General features: G+C 64.9%; 19 protein-coding genes. 4 read left to right on the top strand and 15 right to left on the bottom strand.

The features are described from left to right. Positions 1-108 precede the first annotated feature (108 nt). From QO010_RS15070 to QO010_RS15055, 4 genes are all read left to right on the top strand, one after another. Positions 109-672: a putative glycolipid-binding domain-containing protein gene (locus QO010_RS15070; RefSeq protein ID WP_307350455.1), complete on the top strand. Its 564-nt coding sequence runs from the start codon at positions 109-111 to the stop codon at positions 670-672. A 130-nt stretch (positions 673-802) separates the two neighbouring features. Further along, entirely contained in the window at positions 803-1276 is a 474-nt protein-coding gene (locus QO010_RS15065; protein ID WP_307350454.1) for a DoxX family protein, read from the top strand. Then, positions 1273-1851, top strand: a complete 579-nt coding sequence (locus QO010_RS15060; RefSeq protein WP_307350453.1) for a 3-keto-disaccharide hydrolase — start codon at positions 1273-1275, stop codon at positions 1849-1851. Before QO010_RS15065 ends, QO010_RS15060 begins: the two co-directional genes overlap by 4 nt. 52 nt (positions 1852-1903) lie before the next feature. Then, positions 1904-2467: a hypothetical protein gene (locus tag QO010_RS15055; protein WP_307350452.1), complete on the top strand. Its 564-nt coding sequence runs from the start codon at positions 1904-1906 to the stop codon at positions 2465-2467. Positions 2468-2586: 119 nt separating this feature from the next. Here the strand turns inward: QO010_RS15055 and QO010_RS15050 are convergent, their stop codons facing one another. From QO010_RS15050 to QO010_RS14980, 15 genes are all read right to left on the bottom strand, one after another. Further along, positions 2587-3645, bottom strand: coding sequence for a hypothetical protein (locus QO010_RS15050; protein WP_307350451.1), 1059 nt, complete (start codon positions 3643-3645; stop codon positions 2587-2589). Positions 3646-3757: 112 nt separating this feature from the next. Next, entirely contained in the window at positions 3758-4417 is a 660-nt protein-coding gene (locus QO010_RS15045) for a hypothetical protein (RefSeq protein WP_307350450.1), read from the bottom strand. A gap of 419 nt (positions 4418-4836) precedes the next feature. Beyond that, entirely contained in the window at positions 4837-6486 is a 1650-nt protein-coding gene (locus QO010_RS15040; protein WP_307350449.1) for a hypothetical protein, read from the bottom strand. Further along, a complete protein-coding gene (locus QO010_RS15035) occupies positions 6483-6977 on the bottom strand; it encodes a hypothetical protein (protein WP_307350447.1) in 495 nt (164 codons plus the stop codon). The genes QO010_RS15040 and QO010_RS15035 overlap by 4 nt, the downstream gene beginning before the upstream one ends. After that, a complete protein-coding gene (locus tag QO010_RS15030; RefSeq protein ID WP_307350446.1) occupies positions 6977-7660 on the bottom strand; it encodes a hypothetical protein in 684 nt (227 codons plus the stop codon). Before QO010_RS15030 ends, QO010_RS15035 begins: the two co-directional genes overlap by 1 nt. Positions 7661-7828: 168 nt before the next feature. Beyond that, positions 7829-9979, bottom strand: a complete 2151-nt coding sequence (pnp, locus tag QO010_RS15025; RefSeq protein ID WP_307350444.1) for a polyribonucleotide nucleotidyltransferase — start codon at positions 9977-9979, stop codon at positions 7829-7831. Positions 9980-10190: 211 nt separating this feature from the next. Then, positions 10191-10460, bottom strand: coding sequence for a 30S ribosomal protein S15 (gene rpsO, locus QO010_RS15020; RefSeq protein WP_307350443.1), 270 nt, complete (start codon positions 10458-10460; stop codon positions 10191-10193). Between the two features lie 15 nt (positions 10461-10475). Next, complete coding sequence (gene truB / locus QO010_RS15015; RefSeq protein WP_307350441.1) at positions 10476-11408, bottom strand: tRNA pseudouridine(55) synthase TruB; 933 nt, start codon at positions 11406-11408, stop codon at positions 10476-10478. Continuing rightward, entirely contained in the window at positions 11405-11836 is a 432-nt protein-coding gene (gene rbfA / locus QO010_RS15010) for a 30S ribosome-binding factor RbfA (RefSeq protein WP_307350440.1), read from the bottom strand. The genes truB and rbfA overlap by 4 nt, the downstream gene beginning before the upstream one ends. A gap of 301 nt (positions 11837-12137) precedes the next feature. Further along, positions 12138-12926 carry a dienelactone hydrolase family protein gene (locus QO010_RS15005; RefSeq protein ID WP_307350439.1) on the bottom strand — a complete coding sequence of 263 codons (789 nt, stop codon included), beginning with the start codon at positions 12924-12926 and terminating at the stop codon, positions 12138-12140. A gap of 101 nt (positions 12927-13027) precedes the next feature. After that, positions 13028-13594, bottom strand: a complete 567-nt coding sequence (locus QO010_RS15000) for a hypothetical protein (RefSeq protein WP_307350438.1) — start codon at positions 13592-13594, stop codon at positions 13028-13030. A gap of 12 nt (positions 13595-13606) precedes the next feature. Further along, on the bottom strand, positions 13607-14125 hold the full coding sequence (locus tag QO010_RS14995; protein WP_307350437.1) for a DUF2939 domain-containing protein: 519 nt from the start codon (positions 14123-14125) through the stop codon (positions 13607-13609). 8 nt (positions 14126-14133) lie between these two features. Beyond that, positions 14134-14274 (bottom strand): hypothetical protein, encoded by a 141-nt coding sequence (locus tag QO010_RS14990; protein WP_307350436.1) that lies wholly within the window; start codon positions 14272-14274, stop codon positions 14134-14136. Next, complete coding sequence (locus QO010_RS14985) at positions 14271-14726, bottom strand: hypothetical protein (RefSeq protein WP_307350435.1); 456 nt, start codon at positions 14724-14726, stop codon at positions 14271-14273. The genes QO010_RS14990 and QO010_RS14985 overlap by 4 nt, the downstream gene beginning before the upstream one ends. Positions 14727-14792: 66 nt before the next feature. Next, positions 14793-15233 (bottom strand): energy transducer TonB, encoded by a 441-nt coding sequence (locus QO010_RS14980; RefSeq protein ID WP_307350434.1) that lies wholly within the window; start codon positions 15231-15233, stop codon positions 14793-14795. Positions 15234-15280 lie beyond the last annotated feature (47 nt).

Genomic DNA, 15280 nt, shown 5'->3' with positions numbered 1-15280 from the left:
GGGGGGAATACCGCGCCTGTCACCGTACTGTCTGGTCCGGTTTTCGCGAACGGCCGGTCTGGCCGGGCGTTATCATCGTCCGGGTCATCAGCCAGCCGAAACGCCAAAATGCCTCCCTCCCAAATCCTGTTCTGGCGGCGAACCGATGTGGCGGGGCTGGAGCGCCTGTCGCTGACCCTCTCCGCCGACGGCGTAAGCGCCCAGTCCACCATCCTCTGCGCGGAGGACGGCGGCTTTCGCCTCGATCATCGATGGGAACTGACCCCCGAGTGGCGGACGACCCGCCTGGACGTGGAGCGATCGGGAGCGCTGGGGACCGAACGCCTCACCCTCGAGCGAGCGGGCGAGGGCTGGTGTGTGGACGGCCATCGCCGCGCCGACCTGGATGGCGCGGAGGAGCCCGACCTTTCCGTCACGCCCTTCTGCAACACCTTCCCAATCCGGCGAACCCCCGCCGCGGTGGGAGAGAGCCTGACGCTTGACACCTGCTACATCGACGCCGCCGCCATGACGGTGGCCCGCTCCCGCCAGAGGTACGACCGCCTGGGCCCCAGGCGCCTGCGCTATGTCGACCTGGGGGTTTCGCGAGGTTTCGAGGCGGACCTGCTGGTCGATGACGAAGGGCTGATCGTTTCGTACCAGCATCTCTTTGAGCGGGTCGCGGCCCAGTAGGTCGCGAGCAGAGGCGGGCCTTCGACGCCGGTGTCCCCCGATTTTCGCGCAAGCGCCTGCCACCCGTTGCGGACCTTCATCGCGTGGCGTTATCTCAGGGGCGGCGCACAGGCGGGTTCAGGGGCGGACGATGCGGAAGGCAGGGTTGGCGGGCGGGCCGACGCCCGAGACAGCGGCCTTGCTGATCCGGGTGCTGCTGGGAACGCTGTTCATCGCCCATCTCTACTGGAAGCTGGCCATCCTGCCGGGCGGGCTGGAGGCCTGGTGGGGCAACCTGCGCGCGGCCGGCTATCCGGCCTTCGTGCCCGCCTATGTCCTGTCGGCGGAGGTTGCTGGGGCCGTGCTGCTGATCCCGGGGGTCATGCCCCGCTACGTGGCGCTCTACGCCATGCCGATGATGCTGGGCGCGGCCCAGTTCTGGCTGGCGCGCAAAGGCTTCTACTTCACCAGGGCCGGCGCCGAACTGCCGCTGGTCTGGCTGGCGCTGCTGGGCGTTCAGGCCGTCGCGGGGGATGGCGCCCTGGCCGCGGTCCGCTCGCCCGATCCGCGGCGCGTCCTGGCCTGGCTGGGGCGTCGCGGCGCTTCCCCGGGCCGCGCCGCATGACCGGTCGGCGCACCGTCATCCTGGGCCTCGCCGCCGCGTCGCTGACCGCCCCGGCCCCAGCGTGGGCGAAGGGCAGGCCGCTGTTCAACGGCAAGGACCTCGAAGGGTGGACCCCGGTCGGCGACGCCAACTGGGCGGTGAGGGATGGCGCGATCTCGGCGGACCAGGGCGGGATCAGCTTCCTGGTCTCGAAGGACAGTTTCCGCGACTTCGACCTGCGCGCCCGGTTCTGGGTCAGCCCCGACGCCAATTCGGGGATCTTCATCCGCTGCTCCGACCGGGACAGGATCACCGCGGCGAACGCCTACGAGGTCAACATCTTCGACACCCGGCCCGATCCCACCTACGGCACCGGCGCCATCGTCAATGTCGCCAAGGTCTCGCCGATGCCCAAGGCGGGCGGCCGGTGGAACCTGATGGAAATCCGCGCGCGGGGCGACGTCTTCTCCGTCGTTCTCAACGGCCGCAGGACGGTCGACGCCGCCAGGGACGCCGCCCACGCCGAGGGCCCCATCGCGCTGCAGTACGGCGCCGGCGCGGTGAAGTTCCGAAGCGTGGCGATCCGGCCGCTCTGACGCGCCTCCGGGCGGAACCTGTCGTCCAATTCTCTCACGAGGCGCGAAACACATGGACGTTGCAACGAACCATTCGGTCACGCTGATCTCGATCATCGTCGGCCTCAGCCTGACCGCCCTGCTCGGCAACCTCTACAGGCTCATTCGAGATCGCAAGCGTGTCGCCTGGGACGCCCTCCCGCTCGCCTGGTCGGCGTTTCTCCTGCTCTTCGTGCTGAACTACTGGTGGGCTTTGGTCGGCGGCCTGGCCGGCTCGCAGCGCTTCACCAGCGTCGCCGAGTTCGGGCTCTTGCTTGCGCCGCCGCTGCTGCTGTTCGTTGCCTGCTCGGCGGCGCTGCCCAGCTTCGACGCAGGCGAAGCCCTCGACATGCGATCCGCCTACCAGAACGAGCGCCGTGTGCTTTTCCTGGCGCTCGCGTTTTACCAACTGTCGATATGGGCCACCATAATCCTGACGCGAGGCTTCGTCTGGGACAACATCGCGATCCTGCGCACAACGATCCTCGTCCTGATCCTATCGGCGTTCTTCACCAAATCGCGCCGTTGGGACTGGGTCGTCGTCACGCTCGTGATCGCCTCGATCGTCTATCGTATCGCCATCCAACCGGTGCGCTGACTTTGGCGGCGCGGAGATCAGGGGACACAACACCCATTTCCCGACCAAATCAGTACTGTGTCTCCCGATTTCCCTTGTCACCGTATTGCTTCCTTATCTAGACCTCGTGGATTCGACTCTCAGTTGGCCTTCAGTTCAAGCGTTCCGTAACTTAATTTCCAAGAGGTGCCATCCCAAACTAAGATGTTCCCACAACTCTGAAATTTATTTTCAAATATCGCGGCCCTATTGCTCATGTAAAGATTGGCCGCAAATGTTACGGAGTCAGGGTGGGCAGATCTACTCGGCATTTCGCTTTCAATATCGCCAGAAAATTGGATATCGTTCCCCGGTATACCTTTCGCATATCCACAAAAGGTAAACTTACTACTTTGGGCGTCACGAAGGTCCACATACTTTGTGGTGAGAGAAAATTGAGATTGGTGTCCCAGAAACCCCGGCTCACCGCTCCAAACAAGTGGTGAAACAATTTTCACCCTGGCAATCCCACCGTTGCTCAAAGGGTTAGTCGCTGTAACTGTCCTCCCAACTTTGAAGAACTCCTCAATTTGGGATTTGAGCGCGATAAATCTAGCATCGATCTCCGCAAAGTCGGCTTTCGCCTCCTTTATATAGGATTGATACTCCGGAGAATCCTTCAGAACGTAGTTTTCGCCCATCGCGCTGGGGGGGAGCCCTGGCAGATCCGCGAAACTCGTGTTGCACCCGATCCTCCACCCATCCACTTCCTTTGTATAGGTGCAGTCGGATGTGAATGGCGTCTCAGTTCCTGCCTTCACGGCGGGCACTACTACAGCCTTGGGGTGCCTCTGCAGAACGAACCCTGCGGCTTCCTGCGGGATGCCGGAAGACACAAGCAACCCCTGAACATCTGCGCTGGGCAAGGATGCGTAGCGATCCAGAATGAGCGCCAGTGTGCCGCGACAACTTGATCGTCCTGCCGCTTCTTGACTTTTGTCTGCGAATGATTCGCACTTCAGGCTCTTAATAGAATAGCCGCCGATAGTCTGGACTATGTTGTTCCGAAGGTTATCTGTGCTGGGACTTGGATGACTACATCCTGCCAGGGCCCAAGCCATAGATAGGCCTAGGATCAAATACGCCGTTGTTTTAGAAACTTTATTCATAGCTGCGCCCCCGCACCATTCTGCCAGATCACTCTGACGACTATCGATCATACTCGCTTAGCGGGATTTGTCGATGTGTTCACGCTCATAGCGGGATTGGTTGTGCATACCAGCGGCTTTTCCGCCAAGTAGCAAATGCTTATCCTGTCACCCCATTCTTCACTTAGGCTGCGCGAGTAAAGGCGCGTTCAATCATAGTGAGGATCTCATCGACACTCATGCCGTTGTGACGACCATCATAGGTCGAGGGCGTACCGTTCCAGCGGCTGCCGTTCGACACGAACAGCATCTTGCCGTTGAACCAGCGAACGACCAACCGCGACTTGTCGGGTAGCGGGATTTCCCGGCCGTCGTCGTCGTAGTCGAGGAAGCCCTGATCCCAGAGGCTCCGGTCGCGGTAGTCGCCTGGGTCAAGCTCCACCACCTCTTCGCGGCGCGAAAGCGAACCCTCCCTGCGGATGGGATTGACGCCGGACGGCGCAAGGTCGGCGAGTTCCAACAGGCCGAACGAATCCCCTGGCGATACCGCGACCCGCTGGAGGATAAGGCGCGCGGGACGGGCCACATAGACCAAGCCACGCTCGACCTGGAACTCGAGTGCGCTAGGTTCGCGGGAGATGCAGACCTCAGAGTAGGTCTGGCCGCCGCCAGTCGGCAGATGGGTGTGGCTGCGTGTGTGGGCCAGAAGGAGGTTGAGCACCTCGACTATGTGGGACGTGTCGGTCCATACACGCTGCTCGGCGCCGGCGTTCAGCAGCGCCGTCGTCTGGCCGAAAACCTCTAGACAGCGGGCGAGATAGGTGTCCCGGCCGAGCTCGGACATCCCATGTGGGCGATCCGGAAATTCTGAGATTGGTGGTCGCGAAGGCAAGCCGCATCCGGGCGATAGCACGCGTCGCGCGTGAGTCCAGTTAGTGAAGCCGTACTGCTCGGCGACGCGATTCAACGCCTCGCCGTGAGTGATGTTTTGCTCGCGGCCGAGGGCCGTGGCCCTACGGCGAAGGCTCTCGAGCGAGCGCGGGGGGATAGGCATGTCATGTCTCCGGCCCGTCAGATGCGTCGCCCGCCACCGCACCGCAGGCCCGGTCATGACATGATCGGGTGCGTTCAAAGGCACTGCCGCTAGCAGCTTGGCCTGGCGGGCGTCGGGCTCGTGCCGGGAGCCTGACCCAATATATGCCCGCAACGGCCAGCCGGGAAGAGGCCCTTAGTCGAGGGAGATAATACTCATTTTTCTGCATCTCAGCCTGACCCGGCCGTGCGGACCTCGACCGTCATGCCGGGAAGCGCGATCATCGTCGGCCCCCCGAAGCTTTCCCGGGCGATATGGGGACGCCATCCGCCGCTGATGACCTCCAGAAAGCCATCGCAGTCGGGTTTGTGCATCCCCTCACTCAGGGCATGCCAGCTTATCCACGAGGCGCGTTGATCGTACCGGCTTTCGCCGACGAACGTGGCGGCATGTCTTGGCATGACCAGGAGTCTGGGCGGTACTTCGGCCGCCGGTCCCCAGCCATAAGCCTTGGCGAGCTGCGCTGAGGTTCGGCCATCGACCCAGCCGTCGACTTTCTCGACCCACTCGTTGCCCTTCTCCAGCAGGTTGTCACGCCGGCTATCGCGCTCGGCCAGACTGAAGCCGTGGGCGTCGTACCATTTCAACTGCACGAGCACGGCGACTCCGGTCTCGCGGTCTATGGCTACGGCGTCGATGTCCGTGAGGTGAGATTTGTCCTTGCGGCGTAGTCTCTGGCCCCGCTCCAATACTTTGTAGCGCGGTTCCGGCAGCAGGCGACGCAGGTCCTCGCGAAAGATGTTCTCGCGACCGTAGACGATGCGGTCCCAGTCGGGCCGGTAGGTCCGGCGAAGGTGATCTAGGAGGCCCGCGTGGGGGTTCATCAAACCGCCGAACATCGGCAACAATACGAAATGCTCGCCAGCGTCGATGTAGTACGGCAGCGGGATTTCGTACCGGTCCTCATTGGATGCCGCGACGTCCGCATCGAGGGTCAGGCCAGTCATCAACTGCATGGCCCGCAGACGGCTATCGCCGCGCTCGGTTAGCACCTCGACGATGTCGTCGCGCCGCGCATAGATGGTCATCAGGTCGCGCATGTTCAGCTTTGGCTTGCGATCCCGCAAGCGCCCGGCCGCGTCAATGTGGTGGAGCACTGCGCCATAGGCGCTCGTTGAGGCGTGGCTCCATTCGCTGAAAGGCCGCCCGCCGATCATCCCGACGGGCGGTAACGCCTCTGCTTCGAACACACCGGCCGCCTGGATGCCCGCCAGCGCCTTGTAGTGCTCGACGAGGAAACTGTCGTTGTCGTAGCCGATAAACCAGCCCATCGCCGCACGGCCGTAGCGATCCAGGCGGCGACATACCTCGGCGCTTTGCGCCGCCAAGTCCGGTCGCTGCGCGAGAAATGCGACCCTGGCCCGGGCGCTGGCTGCATGTCCGGCCTCGACCTCAGCGTACTCCTCGGCATCGGAGAGTGCTTCTATGACGATCCGATCATCGGCGACGACGGTAGCGGTAGCTATGCCATAGCGCTCCATAGCCGCCAGGCGAATCGCCACGGTGAACCGCCCGCAGGCCAGGAGGTAGTTGTCGAAGGCCAGAGCATTGTCGGGGCGGCTTGGCCCCCAGGGAATGCCGCCGGGCATGTCGCGCACAGCCTCGAGAAGCGGTCGTAGCGCCGTTGCGGCCCCGCGCACCCTCATGCCGGCGTTGGGGTCGCGGCTGGAGCCATCCCGCGCCACCCGGAGGTTATAGGCGGCGACGTCGAGACCGCGGACCAGCGTGATCAGTAGTTCGCGCTCGTGCCCACGCCAGTTTTCACACACCGTTGCGACGTAACGGTCGCGCTGCGCAATCAGCCGCTGCTCGGCCGTCACGGGCGCGGATCAGGCTTGCTGGTCCGTCGGACTCCTCTCGCCATGTCCGAACGGGCGAATGCTGATAGCCGAGCAGCGGTCTTGGCGAGCGCAGCGGCGCCTGAGTCTATATCGTCGAACCAGCTATCATATGAGGTCTCCAGCACCTTGCGTAGCGCGGCGATCTCCTCAGATACTGGTTGGGGCAACAACCATGTCTCGGCATTGACGGCGCGCATAAGCTTGGCCTTAGCCAAACGATATGTCGCTGCCCGCTCAGCATCGACCTCTGGTGTCGTTTCGCGGTGAAGGTAGATCGTGTTTAGCCAAAAATCGTGGACTTCAGCCATCTCGCCCAAGGCTTCGAAAATTGCGGAATACGCAGCCGCCTTGCGTATCCAAACTCGTTCATCGTGACTGCGAGTGGCGGTCAACTGCGCAGTCACCACTGCCACGATGAGTGCCACAGAAGCCGAGATCAGCGCTGGCGTGAGGGTCGCGGCTAGGTCCATCAGTCCCACCACACCTCGGCGGCCAGATAGTCGCGGATCACCATCCGCACGTGCGCGCCATCGACGCGATAGCGATAGCGTCTGCTTTGAACTTCCTGCCAGCCCTCGTCGAAGACATCGACGCCCGTCACAAATAGGCGGCTCATCGCCCGGCTGCCGACCTCTGGCCAGATTTGGGGGAGATCGGGAACATGTTCGAAATCGCGCCGCACCGCAGGGCTCATCGCTAACAAGGGCTGAAATCCCCTTCCAGCCGGCTCGTCGAGCCTTGGCTCGCCGCTCTCGAAGGCGACGTGTCCCCGTGCGAGCTTAACTACCACATTGTTGACGCGCTCGACTTCGACATCCCAGAGCACACCGTCTCCCTCGCTGCGCCGTGCTGCCTCAAGCCGTTTGCGTAGGCCCGGCTGATCGCGAAGCTTTCTAGCAATCGCAGATCGTTCGACATCATCGGGATGCGCCGAACCGGCCAGGATGCACTCAAGCAGGCAGGCCAGATATTCTTCGTCTCGCGAAAAGCCCTCATTGCAACTTGCGCAGGCTGGCGTCACCGGCAGGTTCTCGGGGAATGGCCGATCCAGGAAAACCTTGGAGGGCATATGGTCGTCAGTTTCGTAGGGGCCGCCGCAATGAACGCACCAGCCCTTGTTGCGCTCGTCTGAAAAGTCGGTGACCTGGCGCATTGTGTCCCACCTCCCGAGGCACAGCTTGGTGGCAACGTCCACGCGCGGTCAATCGGGTAGGCCACGACTCAGCCATCGAGTCACAATCCAAGCCCCATCCCCCCAAACGCAAAACGGGCGGCCCTCTCGGACCGCCCGCTCGCACGTCTAGCTCGGTAACGCCGCCGCTTAAGTCGCGACCGCGTCCTCCGGAGCCACTTCTTCCTTCTTCGACAGGTCCTCGCCCGTCTCCTGGTCCACGACCTTCATCGACAGCTTGGTCTTGCCGCGGTCGTCGAAGCCCAGGAGTTTGACCTTGACCATCTGGCCTTCGCTCAGCACGTCCGAGGTCTTGGCGACCTTGTCCTTGCTGATCTGGCTGATGTGGACCAGGCCGTCCTTGGCGCCGAAGAAGTTCACGAAGGCGCCGAAGTCGACGACCTTGACGACCTTGCCGTTGTAGATGGCGCCGACTTCCGGCTCCGAGGCGATCGACTTGATCCAGTCCTTGGCGGCGTCGATCTTGGCCTGGTCGGAGGCGGCGATCTTGATGGTGCCGTCGTCGGCGATGTCGACCTTGGCGCCGGTGGTGGCGACGATCTCGCGGATCACCTTGCCGCCGGTGCCGATCACTTCACGGATCTTGTCGAGCGGGACCTTGATGGTCTCGATCTTGGGGGCGTATTCGCCCAGCTCTTCGCGGGGCGCGTCCATGGCCTTGCCCATCTCTTCGAGGATGTGGGCGCGGCCGGCCTTGGCCTGGTCGAGGGCCTTCTTCATGATCTCCTGGGTGATCCCGGCGATCTTGATGTCCATCTGCAGGCTGGTGATGCCCTCGCTGGTGCCGGCGACCTTGAAGTCCATGTCGCCCAGGTGGTCTTCGTCACCCAGGATGTCGCTGAGGACCGCGTAGCCGTCACTTTCCAGGATCAGGCCCATGGCGATGCCCGAGACCGGACGGATCAGCGGCACGCCCGCGTCCATCATGGCCAGCGAGGAGCCGCAGACCGTGGCCATCGAGGAGGAGCCGTTGGACTCCATGATCTCGGAGACCAGGCGGATGGTGTAGGGGAAGTCTTCCGTCGACGGCAGGACCGGACGGACCGCGCGCCAGGCCAGCTTGCCGTGGCCGATTTCGCGGCGGCCGGGGCTGCCCATGCGGCCGGTTTCCCCGACGCTGAAGGGGGGGAAGTTGTAGTGCAGGAGGAACTTCTCCTTGTAGGTGCCCTCCAGGGCGTCGATGAACTGCTCGTCGTCGCCGGTGCCCAGGGTGGCGACCACCAGGGCCTGGGTCTCACCTCTAGTGAACAGCGCCGAGCCGTGGGCCCGGGGCAGCACGCCCACTTCCGAGACGATCGGGCGGACCTTGTCCACCGGGCGGCCGTCGATGCGGATGCCGGTGTCGAGGATGGCGCGGCGGACGACGTCGGCCTCCAGTTCCTTGTAGACGCCGGCCAGCTTCAGCGGGTCGTGGCCTTCAGGGTTGGCGTCCGACTTGCCCAGGGCGGCGATGGCCTTCTTCTTGGCCAGGCCGATCGCTTCGTAGCGGTCCTGCTTCTTGGTGATCTTGTAGCCGGCGATGATGTCGGCGCCGACCAGGGTCTTCATCTCGGCCTTGATGGCGTCGGTGTCTTCCGCCTGGAACTCGAAGGGCTCCTTGGCGGCGTGTTCGGCCAGCTCGATGATGGCGTCGATCACCGGCTGCATGCCCTTGTGGGCAAAGTCGATGGCGCCCAGGACGATCTCTTCGCTGAGTTCCTTGATCTCGGATTCGACCATCATCACCGCGTCGGACGTGCCGGCGATGACCAGGTCCATCGCCGATTCCTTGAGCTCGTCGATGGTCGGGTTGAGGACGTACTCACCATTGATCCAGCCGACGCGGGCGCCGGCGATCGGGCCCATGAAGGGGGCGCCGGAGATGACCAGGGCGGCCGAGGCGCCGACCATGGCCAGGATGTCCGGATCATGCTCCAGGTCGTGGGCCAGCACGGTGCAGACGACCTGCACTTCGTTCTTGAAGCCCTTGACGAACAGCGGACGGATCGGCCGGTCGATCAGGCGCGACACCAGGGTTTCCTTCTCGGAGGGCCGGCCCTCGCGCTTGAAGAAGCCGCCCGGGATCTTGCCGGCGGCGTAGGTGCGCTCCTGGTAGTTGACGGTCAGGGGGAAGAAGTCCTGACCGGGCTTGGCGGCCTTGGCGTAGACGGCGGTGGCCAGGACGACGGTCTCGCCCATGGTGACCAGGACCGCGCCGTCGGCTTGACGGGCGATGCGGCCGGTTTCCAGGGTCAGCGGCTTGCCGCCCCAGTTGATGGTTTTCTTTTTGATGTCGAACATGAGTCTTTCGTTTCTCTCATTCCCGCGGGCGTATTCCCTACGGGGCGGACAGGGCGGCTGTGCCGAAATCCTCTCCAGATGTCAGGCCCGGTGAGGATCTCGTTTGAACCCTCGACGGTCGTGTATCGCCGCCGGCGCTCCAGAGCCTGAAGGAGCGGATGGCGGATAGTCGAACGCCCCGGCCAGTGATGACCGGGGCGATCGGGATGGCTTAGCGGCGCAGACCCAGCTTTTCGATCAGGACCTGGTAGCGGTCCGCATGGGTCTTCTTCAGGTGGTCCAGGAGCGACCGGCGCTGCGAGACCAGCTTGAGCAGGCCGCGGCGCGAGTGGTTGTCCTTCTTGTGGGTCTTGAAGTGCTCGGTCAGGTTCGAGATCCGTTCGGTCAGGATCGCCACCTGGACTTCGGCGCTGCCGGTGTCGGCTTCGCCGCGGGCGTGTTCGTTGATGAGCGCGGTCTTGCGCTCGGCCGTGATCGACATCGGGTTTTCTCCGCTCTAGGCCTGAATGAAGACCCGCACCGGATTGAGCTGTCCGGCGCGCATCTCGGCCAGGGCGACCAGTCTCTTTCCCTCCATCGCCGAAACCATCCGGGAGCCGCCGGTGAGGCGGGCCTTCAGCGCTTCGACCTGTCGGGGAAGGAGAACGATGGACCGTCCCTGGGCCAGCCGGAAGGCGTCCTCTGCGGTCACGGCCAGCACCGGGATGTCGTCCAGTGCGGTCTCGACCGGGAGCATCGTCTCCGGAAGGCCGGGCTTATGGCTCATTTCTTCCAGTTTTTCCAGCGTTATCGCATTGTCTTCCCCAAACGGGCCGACCCGGGTGCGGCGCAGCGAGGCGACGTGGGCGCAGGCCCCCAGCTTTTGGGCCAGATCCCGGGCGATGGCGCGGACATAGGTGCCCTTGCCGCAGTCGATGGTCAGCTCGATGTGGTCGGCGTCCGGGACGTCGGTGACGGCGGCGGAGTGGATGACCACCTTGCGGCTGGCCAGCTCGAAATCCTCGCCGCTGCGGGCCAGGTCATAGGCCCGCTCGCCGTCGACCTTGATGGCCGAGTAGTTGGGCGGGACCTGGTCGATCTCGCCGACGAAGTCCGGCAGCACCGCCTCCACCTGCTCGCGGGTGGGGCGCACGTCGGAGCGGGCGGTGACCTCGCCCTCGCGGTCGAAGCTGTCGGTGGCGATGCCCCAGCGGATGACGAAGCGGTAGGTCTTGTCGCTGTCGACCAGGAAGGAGACGGTCTTGGTCGCCTCCCCCAGCGCAATGGGCAGGATGCCGGTGGCCAGCGGGTCGAGCGTGCCGGCATGGCCGGCCTTCTGGGCGTTGAACACCCGCCGCACCCGGCCGACGGCCTGGGTCGAGGTGATCTCGTAGGGTTTGTCCAGGCAGATCCAGCCGGAGACCTTGTCGCCCTTCTTGCGGCGGCTCACTGGTCCTCGTCCCGCTTGGCCAGGTCGGCCTGCACCTTGGGATTATCGAACAGCCGGTCGATCTGGCTGGCCGCGTCGAAGCTCTGGTCGTGAACGAACTTCAGGTCGGGGGTGAACTTCATGTCGATGTGCCGGCTCAGGCGCCCGCGCATGAACTTGGTCGATCTGTTCAGCGCCTTGACGATTTCCGCCTCGTTGCCCGCGCCGGTGACGCCGGCGCCCAGCGGCTCGACGAAGCAGATGGCGTGCTTGAGGTCGGGGCTGATCCGCACCTCCGACACCGTGATCGAGACGTTCTCGATGGCCGGATCCCTGGGCGGTTCCTCACGGAGGATCTCGACCAGCGCATGGCGGATCAGCTCGCCGGCGCGCAGCTGGCGTTGGGTCGGGCCTGTCAGGACAGGACGCTTGGGAGTGGTTCGGCTCATGGCCCTTTGCCTTGCCCGGCGGCGGATCGAACGCGCGGCGGGCTCAAAATCGCGAAGGGCGGGTCTCTAGGCGCGTTAGGCCGGGGTGTCCAGCCCGGAAGCTGCCGACAGAACTCTCCTCGCCCCTAGGGCGAGGTGGCAGCGAAGCTGACGGAGTGGGGAGCACGCCCGGCACTCAGATGCAGAACGAAGCGCCGCCGGTGGAGGAACGCCTGTTCTTGTGTGCTGTAGTCGCTCCCCACTCCGGCCCTCCGGGCCACCTCGCCCTAGGGGCGAGGAGAGAGCGGAGCAATGTCAGCGGCTAAGCCAGCCCCAACCGCTCCCGGAAGAAGCTGACCGTGCGGGCCTCGGCGTCCTTGGTGGGTCCCGAATTGCGCAGATGGATGGTGAGCACCGAGTGGGGCGGGCGGCCCGTGCCGGGGGCGCCGTCCTCGGCCGCCAGGGTGATGTCCTCGAAGCGGTCGCCGAAGGTTTCCTTCAGAAAGGCGAAGCGCTCGTCCGGCACGAAGTCGTCGCCCTTGAAGCGCAGGCCCAGCAGGGAGAGGTCCTCGTCCTCGAACCGCCGCTTGGCGCAGGCGATCTCGGCCGGCGAGCTGTCGATCGACGCCTTGCCCTTCTTGCCCAGCGGCAGCGAGGGCTGCGACAGCACCGGGGCCACCACGGCCGGCTCGGTCATCATGGCCAGGGCGAAGCCGCCGGTGAAACACATGCCCAGCGCCCCGACCCCCGGCCCGCCGCACTCGGCATGGGCCTTGCGCGCCAGGGCCCGCAGCCAGTCGACGATGGGGCTGGAGCCCTGCCCGGCCCAGACATGGAATTCGCGGCGGATACAGATGTTCATGAACATCTCGCCGAGCGCGTAGGGGATGGTGACCTTCCTGCCCGGCGCGCCGAACAGGCTGGGCAGGTAGACGCTCATACCGGCGGCGGCGACCCGGTCGGCATAGTCGACCACCTGCGGATGCAGGCCGGGGATCTCATGCATGATGATCACCGCCGGGCCCGAGCCCTTGCGGAAGACCTCGCGGGTGCGGCCGTCATGCGTGAACTTGAAGCGGTCATAACCCGCCAGCGCGTCGATATCGGCCATGCTCGCTCCCCGTAAGAGGAGGGATTAGGGGCCAGGGACTAGGGGTTAGCAAGACCGGGCTGGATACGAATCCGCAGCCCCTAGCCCCTAATCCCTAGCCCCTAGCTGCCCGGATAGCCGTAGTCGGCCTTGAACACCGCCTTGGTCGGGTCGATGCCGGGGACGCCGGGCATGCGCCATTCGCCGCGGAAGGCGAAGTCCATCCTGGCGCAGATGCGCAAGGCGCCGCCCGAGGGGTTGTCGCCGAAGGCGTAGACCCTCAGGCCGCGATGGCTGGTCAGGTCCGAGACGGCCAGCCAGCCCCGGGTGGAGCCCGGGCAGAAGGCCTTGATCATCACCTTGCCCTCGGCCGCGTCGGGGTCGATCTGGAAGAGCTCGCCGCGGCCGCCGTCCTCGCCCATCAGCCGGTCGAGCTCGCGGTTGACCGCGCCGTCGCGCGAGGGCTTGGGGATGATGCCGACCGGCACGGCGGTGGCCCGCACGGCCAGCACCTTGGGGGCGCCCAGCAGGCTCTTGGTGAAGACGAAGGTCAGGCCGGCGCCGGTCAGCTGGCGGGCCTCCGGCGAGGCGGAATCGAAGGTGACCATGCGTTTTTCGGCGGCCTGGGCGCCAGTGGCCAGCAGCAGGGGAACGGCGGCGAAAGCCGCGAGACGCAGAACGGTTTTCATGACGGGCTGTTTCTACCGGGCGGCCTTGGTGCGCAAGTCCGAGATGTCGCCTTCGAAGCCCGACAGCTTCCAGGCCCCGTCCTCGCGGGTGAAGATCAGCACGCAGGGCCCGTCCTTCTTCTTGGTGGCGCAGACCCGGCCGTCGGGCATGGCTTTCAGCGCCGCGCCGATGGCCAGTCGCCCCGGGATCGGCTTGTCGGGGGTGTAGCCGTAATAGTTGGCCACGCCCCGGAACACCTTGGGCTGGATCAGGGCGTCGCCGGCCACGTCGGCCAGGGTCGGGGCCAGCAGGGCGGTGAGGGCTTTGAGCTTGTCGTCCATGTCGGTCTTCTGGGCCTCGCGGACCAGGCGGGACTCGATGGAGGCCTTCAGGGCCTTGCGGTCGACATGGTTGTTGAACGTCGCCCGGTCGTTGTCGCGGATGGCGACCAGCAGGTCGTGGACATCGCCCGCCGCGTCCAGCCGCTCGGCCGTGGCGCAGGCCGACAGGGTCGTGGCGGCCAGCAGGAGGGGGATCAGAAGCTTGCGCATGACCGGGATTATCCTTCGTCCTGTGGCTTTTCCTTGGCCCGCCGCGCCCGCGCCACAAGGGTCGCCGCCAGGATAGCGAGGAGAACCACGCCCAGGCCGATCAGTACGGCCTGGGCGTCGATCGTCAGTGTCCAGGGCTGCAGCGTCACCGCTTGGCGAACCGCGCGGCGAAGTGGGCGATGATCAGACCCAGCAGGATGTTGGCCAGGACCGTCAGGACGAAGTTCATGTCCAACTTGGGCATGTGCCAGCCGCCGCCGGCCTTGGAGAGTGGCACGACGACATAGTTCATCACCAGATAGACCACGATCCCCAGCAAGGTCCCGCCCAGCCAGGGCCGGCGCAGCAGCGAGCCGGCGAACTGGATGTAGAGCGCGGCGATGATCATGCAGATCAGCGCCTGCGACAGCGCCCCGACAATCACCGACTGCATGCCCATCTCGAAGCTGGCCTTGCCGTACCAGCCCCGGGCGACCGCCTGCAGCGTCTTCTGCCAGGTGGGGATGTGATAGATGACGGTGGCGACGGCGATATCCACCGCCCCGGCCACCAGACCCCCGCCGACAATGGCGACGGCACTGCCGTTGTTGTTCCTGGCCATGGATTGGGCCCTCCCTATTGGCCGGGAGGATGGGGTTAGTTTCGGGCGGCTGGCAAGCCGGCCGGTTCAGGGCTTGTCTCGATAGCGTCCTGTGCAGGGATCGGGGTTGGGGTAGGGTCCCGCAGCCTTGAGCAGGCGGAACTCTATGCGGATTTCGCTCTCGGTATTGCGCAAAAGGCGAGACAGCCGCGCGGCGGACTTGTCGAAGCCAGCGTCCGGCGGGGTGGCCGAGAGAACCCGGCAGGGTTCAGCCAACGCGCGTTTGCTGCAATCCATCACCGCCACGCCAGACAGCCCCGAGGTCTTGGCCTCTTCCGGGTAGTAGCGCTCGAAGTCGTCACTCAGCACGGTGCGCACGCCGTCGATGACCATGTGAACTTCCACTTCCGCGCGGGGAACGTCGACCACGCAGTCGAGCTGCATCGACGGATAGATGACCTCGGTCTTGGTGGCGCAGCCGGCCGCCAACAGGGCCGGCGCCAGGAACAGCCATCGCCAGGCTCTCATCGCCGCCTCCCAGACAGCCAAAGGGCGCGGAACCGGCTGGTTCCACG

Source organism: Caulobacter ginsengisoli (assembly GCF_030814835.1).
Lineage (GTDB): Bacteria > Pseudomonadota > Alphaproteobacteria > Caulobacterales > Caulobacteraceae > Caulobacter > Caulobacter ginsengisoli.
Note: the sequence above shows the minus strand (reverse complement) of the source record. Positions and strands in the feature narration are given on the sequence as shown.